The organism is Stenotrophomonas geniculata ATCC 19374 = JCM 13324, from assembly GCF_001431625.1.
Taxonomy (GTDB): domain Bacteria; phylum Pseudomonadota; class Gammaproteobacteria; order Xanthomonadales; family Xanthomonadaceae; genus Stenotrophomonas; species Stenotrophomonas geniculata.
Map to the genome: position 1 here is coordinate 18,430 of NZ_LLXT01000083.1, position 14,348 is coordinate 32,777.

General features: G+C 67.1%; 9 protein-coding genes. 4 read left to right on the forward strand and 5 right to left on the reverse strand.

Annotated features, from left to right (window positions below):
* Nucleotides 1–9 precede the first annotated feature (9 nt).
* Nucleotides 10–1,605, forward strand: a complete 1,596-nt coding sequence (locus tag ARC63_RS05270; RefSeq protein ID WP_057502723.1) for an alkaline phosphatase D family protein — start codon at nucleotides 10–12, stop codon at nucleotides 1,603–1,605.
* A 100-nt stretch (nucleotides 1,606–1,705) separates the two neighbouring features.
* On the opposite strand, the gene ARC63_RS05275 is transcribed toward ARC63_RS05270, so the two are convergent.
* The 4 genes from ARC63_RS05275 to ARC63_RS05290 all read right to left on the reverse strand — a co-directional run bounded on the left by ARC63_RS05275 (nucleotide 1,706) and on the right by ARC63_RS05290 (nucleotide 8,586).
* Entirely contained in the window at nucleotides 1,706–3,814 is a 2,109-nt protein-coding gene (locus ARC63_RS05275) for a phosphocholine-specific phospholipase C (protein WP_049483025.1), read from the reverse strand.
* 8 nt (nucleotides 3,815–3,822) lie between these two features.
* On the reverse strand, nucleotides 3,823–6,201 hold the full coding sequence (locus ARC63_RS05280; protein ID WP_057502724.1) for a TonB-dependent receptor: 2,379 nt from the start codon (nucleotides 6,199–6,201) through the stop codon (nucleotides 3,823–3,825).
* A 115-nt stretch (nucleotides 6,202–6,316) separates the two neighbouring features.
* A complete protein-coding gene (locus ARC63_RS05285) occupies nucleotides 6,317–7,243 on the reverse strand; it encodes a c-type cytochrome (RefSeq protein ID WP_057502725.1) in 927 nt (308 codons plus the stop codon).
* On the reverse strand, nucleotides 7,240–8,586 hold the full coding sequence (locus tag ARC63_RS05290) for a c-type cytochrome (RefSeq protein WP_057502726.1): 1,347 nt from the start codon (nucleotides 8,584–8,586) through the stop codon (nucleotides 7,240–7,242). Before ARC63_RS05290 ends, ARC63_RS05285 begins: the two co-directional genes overlap by 4 nt.
* A 183-nt stretch (nucleotides 8,587–8,769) precedes the next feature.
* Between ARC63_RS05290 and ARC63_RS05295 the strand changes: the two genes are divergently transcribed.
* Nucleotides 8,770–9,888, forward strand: coding sequence for an alpha/beta hydrolase (locus ARC63_RS05295; RefSeq protein WP_057502727.1), 1,119 nt, complete (start codon nucleotides 8,770–8,772; stop codon nucleotides 9,886–9,888).
* An 81-nt stretch (nucleotides 9,889–9,969) separates the two neighbouring features.
* Here the strand turns inward: ARC63_RS05295 and ARC63_RS05300 are convergent, their stop codons facing one another.
* Entirely contained in the window at nucleotides 9,970–11,109 is a 1,140-nt protein-coding gene (locus ARC63_RS05300) for an MFS transporter (RefSeq protein WP_057502728.1), read from the reverse strand.
* A gap of 184 nt (nucleotides 11,110–11,293) precedes the next feature.
* Here ARC63_RS05300 and ARC63_RS05305 point away from each other — a divergent pair, with 184 nt between their 5' ends.
* Nucleotides 11,294–11,989, forward strand: coding sequence for an alpha/beta hydrolase (locus tag ARC63_RS05305; RefSeq protein ID WP_057502729.1), 696 nt, complete (start codon nucleotides 11,294–11,296; stop codon nucleotides 11,987–11,989).
* A gap of 132 nt (nucleotides 11,990–12,121) precedes the next feature.
* On the forward strand, nucleotides 12,122–14,320 hold the full coding sequence (locus ARC63_RS05310; protein WP_057502730.1) for a TonB-dependent siderophore receptor: 2,199 nt from the start codon (nucleotides 12,122–12,124) through the stop codon (nucleotides 14,318–14,320).
* Nucleotides 14,321–14,348: the final 28 nt, after the last annotated feature.

A 14,348-nucleotide genomic window follows, 5' to 3' on the forward strand; every position in this document is an offset into this window, starting at 1 on the left:
GGCACAGCCGTGGAGACGATCAATCGCAGGCGATTCCTGGCCCTGGCCGGCCTGTCCGCTGCCGGTGCCTGGATGGGCACGGCACACGCGCTGGCCGCGCAGGCCGATGCCACCGCGCTGAACCCGCGCAACCTGCTGGCCAAGCCGCGCTTTGCCAGCACACCCTTCACCCTGGGCGTGGCCTCGGGTGATCCCTCGGCCGATGGCGTGGTGCTGTGGACGCGCCTGGCGACCGAACCGCTGGTGTTCGGCGGTGGCATGCCGACCCGGCCGATGGCGGTCGAATGGCAACTGGCAGCAGACGATGGCATGCGCAAGGTGGTGCGCCAGGGTTCGGCAATGGCGCATCCCGAACTCGGCCACGCCGTGCACGTGGAGCTGGACGGGTTGGCGCCCGGACGGCCCTACTGGTACCGCTTCACCGTAGGCGGCCACGCCAGTGCGGTCGGTTGTACCCGTACGCTGCCCGCAGCCACGGCCGCAGTGGATCGTGTGCGCTTTGCGGTGGCCGGTTGCCAGCACTACGAAGAAGGCCACTACACCGCGTGGCGGCGCATCGCCGAGGAACCGCTGGATTTCGTCTTCCACTACGGTGACTACATCTACGAAGGCGAAAGCCAGCCGGGCCTGCGGAAGATGAACGGCCAGCCGTTCACCAACCTGCGCAACCACGTCGGCCCGCAGATCTACACGCTGGATGATTACCGCCGCCGCTACGCCCAGTACAAGAGCGATCCCGACCTGCAGGCCGCGCATGCGGCGGCACCGTGGTTCGTCACTTTTGACGACCATGAAGTGGACAACAACTGGGCCGGTGCCGAAGACCAGGATGACACGCCCAGCGAAGTGTTCCTGCTGCGTCGCGCACAGGCGTTCCAGGCCTACTACGAGAACATGCCACTGCGCCGCTCTGCATTCCCGCGCGATGGCCACATGCAGATGTACCGGCGCGCACGCTACGGCACGCTGATGGACCTGCACCTGCTCGATACCCGCCAGTACCGCAGCAAGCAGGTGAACATGGCGTTGCGTGAGGAGGTGGAATCGCCAGAGCGCAGCATTGTGGGGGCGAAGCAGGAGCGCTGGCTGTTCGACGGCCTGGCCGATGCTGCACCACGCTGGCACACGATTGCCCACCAGGTGGCGCTGGGCAACTACATGCGCGAGAAGGACGGCGTGGTGCAGTCGTCCGACGACCAGTGGTCAGGCTATCTGGACAGCCGCCGGCGCCTGCTTGACCACATCCAGAAGGTGGGCTTCGGCAACGTGGTGACCGCCTGCGGCGACGCGCATCGCCACTATGCGAGTGATCTGGTGCAGGACCACCGTGACTCGGGCGTGATCTCCAGCGAGTTCCTCGCCACGTCGATCACTTCCGGCGCCGATGGCCAGGGTGTGGACGCGTATGCCAGCAACCAGATTACGCACAGCCCCTATCTGAAAGCGACCACCGACAAGCGTGGCTACGTGCTGTGCGATGTCACCCGCGATGCGTGGATCGGCGATATGAAGACGCTGGATACCGTGATGCAGCCGAATGGCGCGGTGCAGAGCTGGAAGCGCTACGCGGTGGAGCACGGCCGGCCGGGGCTGCAGGAGGCCTGATCCTACCGGTCTGGCCTGTAGAGCCGAGCCCATGCTCGGCTGCTTTTCCGGTCAGTTATCGAAGAGCAGCCGAGCATGGGCTTGGCTCTACAGAGATCCTTCAATCGTGCTCGAACCGCAATGGCTCGCTGCCCATCGCCGGATCACTGGTGCCGGGGCGCCCATCCTCGGCGCGGCCGGCCAGGCGCAGGGCACTGTCGCCCGCACCGACAAGCAGGTCGTACCAGCCTGCGGTGGGCGTTGCGTCCCACGCCAACGCGGTCTCTGCATGTGCGGGCAGCACCAGCGTCTGCTCGGGCATATGCCCGGCATAGGCGCCCGGCTGCACACGCACCTGCTGCGCGCTGTCACCCAGATTGCGCAGGCGGAGCCGCAGTTGGCCATCCGCACGATCGGTTGAAGCCTGCACGGCAGGACCCGTGGCCGCTCCCTGGAAGTGGCGGTGGAAGCCGTTCGGGCCCAGCAGCCACAGGTCATAGCGACCCTGGGCGTCCAGCGGCCAGCGCTCGCGCAGCGGCATGCCCGGCAGCAGCGTGTAGCGGCGTGGCACCGCATCCAGCCGCAGCCGGTCGTAAACATGCAGCACTGCTGCTGCGCCTTCGCAGGACAGCGCCAGATCCACACCCGAGGCGTCGACAGCGGCAATCGATGCCTGCGGCCGGTAGGGCAGGGCACGCGCCGGGCGCACGCCGCTTTCCTGTTTCGCCGGCTTCAGTCCCTCGGGCAACGCGGGCACGGTGCGTCCCGGCAGGGCGGCGGCGCGCGCGGCCACCGCGCTCACGTCCGGCAGGCCGCGTACGAACGGGCGGGTATCGCGCTGGGCGAAGTCGAACGCGTTGCTCAGGTCGCCGCAGACCGCGCGGCGCCACGGCGAGATGTCCGGTGCGGCCACACCGAAGCGACGTTCGATCAACCGTATGACCGAGGTGTGGTCGTACACCTGCGAATCGACCCAGCCACCGCGGCTCCACGGCGAGATCACATACAGCGGCACGCGCGGACCCAGCCCATATGGGCGGCCACGCAGTTCGGCGAGGTCGTACTTCTCGTCGCCCGGTGCCGGATGGCGGTGGTACTCGCCCTCGGTACTGACCGAAGACGCACCGGCCCAGCCGGTGCCCAGCGGTGAAGGCGGTGCCGGTGGCGGCATGTGGTCGAAGAAGCCGTCGTTCTCGTCGAACATCAGCAACAGCGCGGTGCGGCTCCACACCTCTGGATCGGCGGTCAGCGCGTCCAGCACGCGCGCGGTATAGGCCGCGCCCTGGGCGGGGCTGGAGGGGCCGGGATGCTCGCTGCCGGCCGCGTCGGCGATGATGAAGCTGACCTGCGGCAGGCGCCCACCGATCACGTCCTGGCGCAGCTGCGCCAGGCCACGGGTGCTGACGCCGCGTGCGCGCAACTGCGGGTCATGCCCCGGCGCGGCGCGATGGGCCTGGCGGAATACCTCGAAACCGGCCAGCGGGTTGTCGGTGAAGTTGTCGGCCATGTCCTGGTAGATCTGCCAGGACACGCCGGCGTTCTGCAGGCGCTCGACATGGCTGGTCCAGCGGTACGACGCCGGGTACCCGCCCTGTTCGGGGAAATTGTCGTGCGAGTTGGCGATCACCGGGCCACCAGCACGCGCGTGTGCATCATTGTGGCCGGTCCACAGGAACACCCGGTTCGGGTTGGTGCCGGCCTGCATCGCGCAGTGATAGGCGTCGCAGATGGTGAAGGCGTCGGCCAGCGCGAACTGGAACGGCAGGTCGCTGCGCTGGAAGTAGCCCATCGAGTGGTTCTGCTTGGCCTTCGGCCATTGCCCCATGCGCCCGTGGTCCCAGGCACGCTGTGCGTCCGGCCAGGTGTGCGGTGTGCCTTCCACCCGCATGTAGCCGAAGTGCGCGGCGGTATCCAGCGGGAACGGCGCGATCGCGCGCGCGCCGCTCGCGTCGGGCTGCAGCCACAGGCTGCGGGTGCGGCCACCGGCCTGCAGGGCCGCGGCAGGGGCCACGAAGCGATCACCGAAACCACGTACCCCAGGCAGCGTGCCGAAGTAGTGGTCGAACGAACGGTTCTCCTGCATGAACACCACGATGTGCTGCAGGTCTTCGAGGCTGCGCGTCTGCGCCGCAGGCGCGATCGCTGCGGCCCGGGCGATGCTGGGCAGCAGCGGGGAAAGGCCGGCGGCAACGCCGGCCTGCAACAACCGGCGTCGGCCGATATCGGTCACGGGCTCACTCACAGGTCCACACGGAAGGAGATGCCGACGGTGCGCGGGGCGCCGATGAAGGCGTTGTCGCGGCCGTCCACCCCTGCAAGATACCGCTTGTCGGTGAGATTGCTCACCACCAGGTTGGCACCCATGCCCTTCAGGCGCGGCGACAGCCCCTGCAGGTCGAAGCCGATGTTGGCGTTGAACACGGTGGCCGAGGGCAGCTTGTTGACGTTGGCGGCGTCGAGATAGCGCGTGCCCAGGTAACGGCCGGACAGGCCGAAGTTCCAGTTCTCGCCCTGCCAGTCCGCCGACAGCACCAGGGTCTGTTCGGGCTGGCCGATCACCTTGGCGCCATCGACGATGCCCAGCTGGGTATCGCGTGCTGCATCGCCACTGCCCAGGTACTTGGAGCGGTTGTAGGTGTAGGCGGCGTTGAGCCGCCAGCCGTTGTCCCAACCATAGCCGAACGCGGCTTCCAGGCCGTTGCTTTCCACGCCGCCGAAGTTCTCGTAGACACCGTCGGTCTCGCCCAGGTAGTCGATGCCACTGACGAAACCTGCCGGCAGATAGACGATGCGGTTGTCGAACTTGATGTTGTACAGGGTCACCGATGCGGTCAGCGGCCAGCGGCTGATGCGCATGCCCACTTCGATGTTGTCGGCGGTCTCCGGTTCGACGTTGCGGAAGCGCTGCGGGTCGGTCTCGCCGAGCACGCCGGAGGGAATAGCGGCGAAGTTCTGCGAGAAGCCGGCGAACAACTCCATGCCTTCCACGCCCGGCGCCCAGGTGAAACCGGTCGACAGCAACGGGTCGGACTTGGAATCGGAGGTCACGTGTTCGCTGGCGCCGATCACGCGGCGACGCGACTGGTCGACGAAGAACTGCTTCACGCCCAGGCGTGCACTGAACGGCCCGAAGCGCGCCACGTCCTCCACGTAGTACATCTGCTCGTCGACCTTGTACTTGTCTTCGAACTGAACCCAGTACGGCTGGTGGTCGAAGTCGATGCTCTGGCCGACGTTGAGCAGGCGGTGCCAGTCGCGGCGCGCCGAACGGTCCAGCTTCTCCACCCACAGGCCGCCGCGGATCGTGTTGTCGACCGCGCCGAAGGTCTGCCGCCACTCGACGTCGGCGGTCACGCCCATGCGATCGTTGTCGTAGTGGGTGTGGCGATACGACTGCGCGCCCAGCACGTTGCCGGCGTAGCAGTTCGGATCGTACTCGGCGGTGAAGCCCAACCGTGGCGTGCAGCTGGCCAGCCGCTGTGCCGCGCTGCCATCAGGATTGACGAAGAAGATCTGGCCGCGGTTGCTGCCGCCGTACACGGTCTTGCCACCGAGGTACTCCGACTCGGGGCGGCCCGCACCATCATCGCTGACCTGCGCCAGGTACGGTGGCAGCCAGTCACCGCGGCCCTGCATGCGATGCCCATAGGCGGCCACCGACGCTTTGAAACCATTGCCGCCGTCAAAGGCCGCACGCAGGTAGCCGAAGGTGTTCTCGCGCAGGGCGCGTGAACCGGAGCGGTAGTTCTGGTCCAGGTAGGGAATGCCGGTGAGGGTGCCGACCAGGTTGTCGCGCTCCGGGTTGGTTGCGAAGCCCGTCGGCGAAACGCTGGTGTATTCGGGCTCGTCGGCGTCGTTGTAGGACAGGTAGCCGGTCAGCGTCCAGCGGTCCAGTTCGGTGATGAACTTGCCGGCGATGTGGTCGTTGCTGGCGTGGCCGGTGCCGTCGATCCAGTCGTGCACCTTCGACGAGGAGGCACTGACCCAGGCGCGGGTGTGGCCGCCGAGCAGGCCGGTGTCGTAGCGCACGTAGTACTTGCGTGCCTCGTTGTCACCGGCACCGACCACAAAGCGCAGGCGGCTGTCCTGCAGCGGATCGCTGGTGAGGAAGTTGAGCGTGCCGCCCAGCGCCTCGTTCGAGCGCGAGGAGATATCGGCGGTGCCCTGGCTCACTTCCACCGTCTCCAGATCAAGGGTGTCGATGTAGCGGTTGGCCAGCGATCCACCGCCGTAGCCCGAACCACCGTTCGGCACGCCGTCGATGGTGGTGCCGATCTGCTGCGTATCGCGGTTGGTGACGAAGCCGCGCATGCTGATCTGCGTGCCCCACACCGACGAACCGGTGGCATCGGCCTCGCTGACCACCACGCCCGGCACTTCATTGAGCGCATCGTTGACGCTGCTCATCACCGTCTGCCGGTTCAGTGTTTCTGCGCGCACCGACGTCTTGGCGTAGCTGGTGGCCTGGCCGATCACCTGCACCTGGTCGAGGGTGCGGGCATCGCTGCTGCGCGCTTCGGCCGTCTCGCCCTGCGGTGCTTCGGCCAGGGCGTCCAGTGCGGGGGCGATCAGCAGGGCAAGCAGCGAAACACGGGGAAAGCGCGCAATCGTTCGCATCGATACCGGACCTTGAAGGGAGAGAAGCCCCCGAGTGTCGGCAGCACCAATGACATCGACATGACGTAGAGATGCAGGAACCGTGTTGTGTGACGGCCGGCACCTGCTGCCTGCTTCAGTACCGCGCGTCCTTGGGTTTCGGGTCGCGCGGCCAGTCCTTGCCCTTGTTGGCGAAGTCCGGCCGCGGCTGGTTGATGAAATAGCCGGCGATGTCCACCGCGTCCTGGTCGGGCATCACCTGCTGTCCCAGTGGCGGCTCGCGGGTCACCGCCGGCGGCATGTTGTGCTTGACGAAGCCGGCGGCCTTGTACAAGCGCGCCATGCCGGCGCCGATGTTGAAGCTGTGGTCGCCCCATAGTGGCGGGAAGGCGATGTCACCGCTGGCGTCGCGCCGTCCTTCGCCGTTGTCGCCATGGCACGCGGCACACTGCACGGCGTACAGCGCCTGGCCACGGATCGGGTCCGGGGTGAGCGTGCTGTCGATCGGCCCCTCGCTCGGCGCGTCCACCTTTGCACCGCCGGGCACCGGACTGCTCAGCCACGCCATGTAGTCAAGCATCGCGCGCATCTGCGGCGCGTCCTTCGGTAGCGGCTTGCCGTTCATCGAACGCTGCAGGCAGCCATTGATGCGCTCGGTCAGCCCGATCACCTTGCCCGGGCGCGGCATGTAGCGCGGATAGGCGCCGCCGCCGGTATTGAAGTAGTGATTGCCGAACGGCCGCTTGCCTTCGGCCATGTGGCACGAGTTGCAGTTCAGATCGTTGCCGACATTGTCCGGCAGCAGCCGTGCGGTCTCGTTGAGGATGCGGCGGCCGAGCATCACCGATTCGGCATTGCCGAGCCCGGCGATCTCTTCGGCGCTGGGCGCGCGGTAGTGGCCGACCACCTTGCCCTGCGCATCGAGGATATCGATCGTGCTGGCCACAGCGGCATCCAGGTCCGGATACAGATGACGGTAGGCGAGGGCACCGACGCCGGCCAGCACCACGAGGCTGATCGCACTGCCGATCAGCAGGCGGGAACGCGTGCGCGAACGCTTCATCGTGCGGCCTCCTGCGGAACGTAGTGCACCGGCTTGTCGCGCACCACCCGGCGCATGCGCGCGACGTCGACCTCGCTCACCGCGCTGGCCTGGTTGCTCCAGCTGCTGCGGATGAAGGTCAGGATCTGTGCCAGCTGCGCATTCGGCAGCTGCTCGAAGCCTGGCATGGTGAAGGCCATGCGGTCATGCGGGGTATGCGGCGTGCGGCCGCCGATCAAGGTCACCTGCACCAGCGAACTGGGGTCATCGGCGAACACGATCGAGTTGCCGGCCAGGGCCGGATAGACGCGGGGCATGCCGCGCCCGTCGGCACGGTGGCAGGCCTGGCAGTGCTCCGCATAGGCCAGCGAACCGGCAACACGGTAGTCGCCGCTGCGCAGTGCGGCGGTGGTGGTGTCGGTACCGGGGGACCACTGCGCACTACGGCCCTCACGCGCTGGCAGCTGCTTCAGGTAGCGGGCCATGGCCAGCAGGTCGGCGTCGGACAGGTACTGCGTGCTGTGCTCGACCACGTCGGCCATGCCACCGAAGGCCGCCGATCGATCGGTGCGGCCGGTGCGCAGGAAGTCGACGATCTCGCCCTCGCTCCAGCTGGCCAGGCCGGTCGATTCATTGCGCAGGTTCTTCGCATACCAGCCTTCCAGCACCGAACCGGACAGGAACTGGCGGCTGCCATCGTCGGCCATGGCCTTTTCCTGGAAGGCCAGGCCGCGTGGCGTATGGCAGGCACCGCAATGGGCCAGGCCTTCAACCAGTTCAGCGCCGCGCTGCTGGCCGGCATCCAGTTTCGGATCCGGGCTGAAGCTGCGTGGGCGCGCGAACAGCAGCTGCCACCAGGCCAATGGCCAGCGCATGTTGGCCGGCCACGGGATGGTGCTGTCGGCGTTGTCCTGTTTCACCGGTTGCACCGAGCCCATGAAGTAGGCGTACAACGCCTTGACCTCGGCATCGCTGGCGATTACATACGAGGCGTACGGCATGGCCGGATACAACGGCTGGCCATCGTGGCGGATGCCACGGCGCACCGCGCGCTCGAAGTCGGCGTAGTCGTAGGCGCCAATGCCGGTGTCCGGATCGGGCGTGATGTTGGTCGAGTAGATCGTGCCCATCGGCGTCTGCATGCCGAGGCCACCGGCGAACGGCTTGCCGCCGGGCGCGGTGTGGCAGGCCGCGCAGTCGGCCGCGCGCGACAGGTACTGTCCCTGCGTGATCAGCGCCGGATCGTGGATGTCGACCTGCGCCGTCTGTCGCGGTGCGAACCAGTAGGGCGTGGTGCGGGCGATGCCGTAGGCGGCGGCCAGCGTGGCGGCCAGGGCAATGGCGAGCTTGAACGAGGTGCGCATGGCGGCACTGTGGGCAATCCCGCGCGCGCGTTCATTGATCCGGATCAATGACTGAACGGATACAGCTTTTACACCAAGCTGAATCGTTCCTGCGTTGTCATCAAGCCGTCATCCACGCGCGATAGATGGCCCACGCGCGCGTCGCTAACCTGCCACGCTGTCGCACCTTTTCCCCGATTGCCCATGAAGCGCCTGCTGCTGTTGTTGCTGGCGTGCGCCGGCCTGTGGCTGGCTGCATGCTCGTCCTCGATCAATGCCTCGTCCACCTCGCTCGCCGATCGGCTGATCGCGCCGGGTGGCGTATCGACCCTGCTCGATCGTCCGCGCATTGCCGCGGCCATTGCCGAACTGCCCAATCGCCACGGCTTCGCGCCGGGCCGCGATGGCGTGCCGATCTTCTGGCGTGTGTTCGATCCTGGCGATTACGGCGCGCGTTACCACTACCTGCCGCAGCGCCACGAGAACGGCCTGCCGCTGGATACCGGCTTGAGCCTGGCAGTACCGCGACCGTTCCGCGCGCAGGCACCGCGCGGCACCGTGGTGCTGCTGCACGGCTGGATGATGAATGGTGATTCGATGCTGCCGTGGTCGTTGCAGCTGGCCGAATCCGGCTACCGCGTGGTCACGCTCGACCTGCGCAACCATGGACAGTCCGGTACTGGGCCGTCGGGCTATGGCACCTATGAATCCGACGATGTGGTGGATGTAATCGGCGAGCTGCGCGCACGTGGTGAAGTAACCGGCCCGCTGTACCTGTTCGGCGTGTCCTACGGCGCCGCCACAGCGGTATTCACCGCCGACAAGCTCGGCGACCAGGTGGAAGGCGTGGTGGCGATGGAATCGTTCGCCAATGCCGGTGTAGCGATCCGCACGATGATCCCGCACCTGATGGGACTGCAGCCGGAAGGCCTGAAGGCGCAGGCGGTGGCGTCGTACGCGCGCTGGCGCTACGGCGGCCAGGACATCAACCAGGTAATCGCCGCCGCCAGCCGCCGCATCGACGTCGATCTGGACCGCGTGGATGTAGCGCGTGCGCTGGCCGATACCCGCGCCTGCGTGCTGCTGCTGCACGGGCAGGGCGATCAGCACATACCCGTCAGCCAGGGCCGCGAGCTGGCCCAGGCCAATCCGCGCGCCCACTACATCGAGATGCGCGGCGAGGACCACATCACCCTGCCGCTGCGGCTGGATCTGCTGGCCGGAGTGGTCGACGACTGGATGGCGCGCGACGAGCACCATCCGCAAAGCGCCTGCCCGGCACCGCAACTGCCGGCCCAGGCCGAGTGGCTGACGCGCAGCTGAGAAAAGGGGACGGAGGGGATCAAGTCGTTTCCCGCACACCAAGGCAGGAAACGACTTGATCCCCTCCGTCCCCTTTTTCTGTCAGGCCACCCGTCGTGCCAGTGCTCGCGCGGATGCGGCTACGCCCAGCAGCAGCGCGGCCACGCACAGGAAGGCGAAGCCGAGGCTGGTGCCGTGTGCCAGTGCACCGATCGCTGCCGGGCCGGCGAGGATACCGGCGTAACCCAGCGTGGTCACCGCAGTGATGGCGATGCTCTCCGGCATTACCCGCTGCTGGCCGGCCATCGAGAACAGTGCCGGCACGATATTGGCGCAGCCCAGCCCGACCAGCACATAGCCCGCCAACGCCACCGGGAACGACGGTACCAGCGTGGCCAACGTGAACCCGGCTGCGGCGGTGATGCCGCCGAAGACCAGGGTGCGGGTGCGGCCGAGGCGCTCGACGATGCCGTCGCCGAACAGGCGCATCGCGGTCATCGCCAGCGTGAACAGCGCGAAGCCGGCGCCGGCCTGGTCACGCGGCACCTGCCGCACTTCGGCCAAGAACACCGCGCTCCAGTCCAGCATCGAGCCCTCGGCGAGGAACACCACGAAGGCCAGCACGCCGATGAACAGCACCACGCCGTGCGGCAGCGCCAGCAGTGGGCCTTCGTGCAGGATCCGTTGCGGTCGCCAGTGCGGCGCCGACAGCACCGCAACCAGCAGCAGTGCCGCCACCGACACCAGCGCGGCCAGCCACAGCGGTGTACCCAGGATCAGCAGGCCGGTCATGCAGCCGGCGCCGACGAAGCCACCGATGCTGTAGAAGGCGTGGAAGCCGGACATCATTGCGCGCCCGGCGTCGCGCTCGACCGCGACCGCCTGCATGTTCATCGCACAATCCAGCGCACCGACGCCGGCGCCGAACACGAACAGGGCCGCGCCCAGCGCCACCGGCGAGGGCGCCAGCACCAGCAAGGGCAGGGCGCACAGCATCATCGCGCAGGTGATCACCATCACCCGTCGGCAACCCAGCCGCCCGGTCAGCGCGCCCGCCAACGGCATCGCCAGCAGCGAGCCGAGCCCGAGGCACAGCAGCACGGCGCCAAGGCTGGCGTCGGACAGCCCGGCCTTGACCTTGGCGTAGGGCACCATCGGCGCCCACGCGGCGGTGGCGAATCCGGGAATGAAGAAGGCGGCACGGGTGGCGTGCTGCTGGGCACGTGGGGATGAAGGCGTCATGCGCGATGCGAAGCTCCAGGGGACTTTTATGAAAACGTTTTCAGGCCGGATCGGCAAGTGCCATGCGTGACATCGGGCGACGCATACGATTGCAGTGACTCGATCGCGTCACCAGCGATTAACGTCGCCCACGGACAGTGGCTGCACGGTCGGCACCCCGCCGGCCGCTGCCGGAGATCCGTACATGAGCACGACACCGACCATCCTCCTCGTCCATGGATTCTGGGGCGGGGCCGCACACTGGGCCAAGGTGATCCTGGAACTGCATCGCAACGGCCACGACCGGGTGCAGGCGGTGGAATTGCCGCTCACGTCGCTGGCCGACGACGCAGGACGCACCCAGAAAATGATCCGGCAGATCGACGGTCCGGTGCTGCTGGTCGGCCACTCCTACGGCGGTGCGGTGATCAGCCAGGCCGGTAACGAGCCCAACGTGAAGGCCCTGGTCTACATCGCTGCCTTCGCGCCTGATGCCGGCGAGAGCCCGGGTGGCATCACCCAGCAGCACCTGCCGGAGGCGGCGCCGAACCTGGCACCGGACAGCGATGGCTACCTCTGGCTGCGTGCGGACAAGTTCCATGAGAGCTTCTGCCAGGACCTGAGCGCCGACGAGGGCTGGGTGATGGCAGTGACCCAGAAGGCGCCGCTGGCCAGCACTTTCGGCGACACGGTCAGCGATCCGGCGTGGAAGCACCGGCCGAGCTGGTACCAGCTGTCCCGCCACGACCGCATGATCGCGCCGGAAAACCAGAAGGCCATGGCCGCAAGAATGCAGCCCAAGCGCCTGCTGGAGCTTGATGCCAGCCATGCCTCACTGGCCTCGCAGCCGAAAGAAGTGACCGCGCTGATCCTGGAGGCCTGCGCCGCCATCGGCGCCTGATCCCGCACCAGCACACCGCACGACAGCCGGGGCGCAGGGGAGTACACTCCTGCGCCTGCGGCCATTCGGCCGCGTCCCTCTCTTCCCTCCAGCCGCCGCCAGAGGATCCCACCCTATCGTGGAGGTCCCGCCGTGCTGTCTGTGCCTGTCCGTTTTCCGCGCTTGTTTCCGCGTCGCCTGCCGCTGCCGCATGCACTGGCTCAAGGCCTGCTACTGCTTGCACTGAGCAGCGGCACCGCTGCTGCCCAGTCCACCCAGGACGAGGACAAGGCCAAACCGGCACCCGCCTCGCAGACCCTGCAGACCGTGCAGGTCACCGCCAACCTGCTCGGTACCATCACCGAGGGCAGCGGCGCCTACACGCCCGGCACCATCGCCACCGCCACCCGCCTGGTGCTGACGCCGCGACAGACGCCACAGACCATCAGCGTGATCACCCGCGCACAGATGGATGACTTTGGCCTGCACGGCATCGATGACGTGATGCGGGTGACCCCCGGCATCAGCATCGTCACCTACGACAGCGAGCGCACCGAGTACTACGCGCGTGGCTTCGCGGTGCAGAACTTCCAGTACGACGGTATTCCGATGTCGCGTGACTCGGCCTACTCGGCGGGCAACACGCTCAGCGATACTGCGATCTATGACCGCATCGAAGTGCTCAAGGGCGCCACCGGCCTGCTGACCGGCATGGGTGATCCGGGCGCGACCATCAACCTGGTGCGCAAGAAGCCGGGCGAGGACTTCGCCGGCAGTGCCTCACTGGGTGTCGGCCGCTGGGATGACTACCGCGCCGAGCTCGATGTCGGTGGTCCGCTGACTGCCGATGGCCGCGTGCGTGGCCGAGCAGTGGGGGCCTGGGAAGACAAGCACTCCAACCTGGACAACTACCGGCGCACCAGCAAGGTCGGCTATGCCGTGCTGGAAGCCGATCTGGGCGAACGCACGCTGCTGTCGGTCGGTGGCGACGTGATGGACAGCGACCCGAAGGGCTCGACATGGGGCGGCATTCCGCTGCTGGACAGCGCCGGCAACTTCAACCGCATGCCGCGCTCGTTCAACAATGGTGCGCAATGGGCCGGCTGGCGCCAGTACGTGCGTACCGGTTTCGCTACGTTGGAGCACACGTTCGCCAACGATTGGATCGCCAAGCTGCAGCTCAACCACCAGGTCAACGGCTATGACGCCGCACTGGCCGGTGCCGCCGCCGGCAATCCTGATCCGTTGACCGGCGAGGGCGTCAGCCTGTGGCTCGGCAAGTACGTCGGCAAGACCGTCAGCAATGCCGCCGACTTCTATGTGAGCGGGCATTTCGGCCTGTTCGGGCGTGAGCATGAGCTGGTGGTTGGAGGCAGTGCCTCGCGCAAGCGCTGGACCAATACCGGCTACGGCCCGCAGGCGGGGTTCCCGGATACGGTGCCGGACTACCGCAGCTGGAATGGCGACATTGCCGAGCCGCAATGGCAGCGCAGCTACGAGAACAATGAAGTGACCCGCGAGAACGGCCTGTACGTGGTCGGCCGCTTCGACGTGGCCGATCCGTTGAAGCTGATCGTCGGCAGCCGTCTGGCCAGCTACCGTTCGCCGGACACGCGCGAGACCGGCGTCTATGTGCCATATGCCGGCGTGGTCTACGACCTCGGCGAGCACTATTCGGTGTATGCCAGCTACAGCACCATCTTCAAGCCGCAGGGCCAGCGTGACGAGCAGGGCAAGGCACTGGATCCGCTGGAAGGCCGCAGCTACGAGATGGGGCTGAAGGCCGAGTTCTTCGATGGACGCCTCAATGCCAGCGCGGCGCTTTTCCAGCTTGATCAGGACAACTTCGCCCAGCCCACCGGCGGCAAGACGTCGGATGGCCAGGATGCCTACCGCGCGTTGATGGGCGTGCGTACCAAGGGCTATGAGCTTGAAATGTCGGGTCAGCTGGCCGAGGGCTGGCAGGTGCAGGGTGGGTTCTCCCACAAGATCGCCCGCCAGGCGGGAACCAAGGTGACCACGCTGGAACCGGAGAACCAGTTCAGCCTGCACACCAGCTACCGCCTGCGCGGTGCCTGGCAGGGGCTCACGCTGGGCGGTGGCGCGCGCTGGCAGGATTCCACGTTTGGCGAGATCACCAACCCGGCCACCAGCACGCAGGTCGTGCATCGCACCCAGCCGTACTGGCTGCTTGATGCGATGGCGCGCTACCAGTTCAACGATCGCCTGTCGGCCACGGTCAACGTCAACAACCTGCTCGACAAGCGGTACTACACGATCTTCAACTGGTACAGCACCTACACCTGGGGTGAGCCGCGCAATGTGCGGCTGACCTTGAACTACAGGTTCTGACACGGGTTTTGTAGAGGCGAGCCCACGC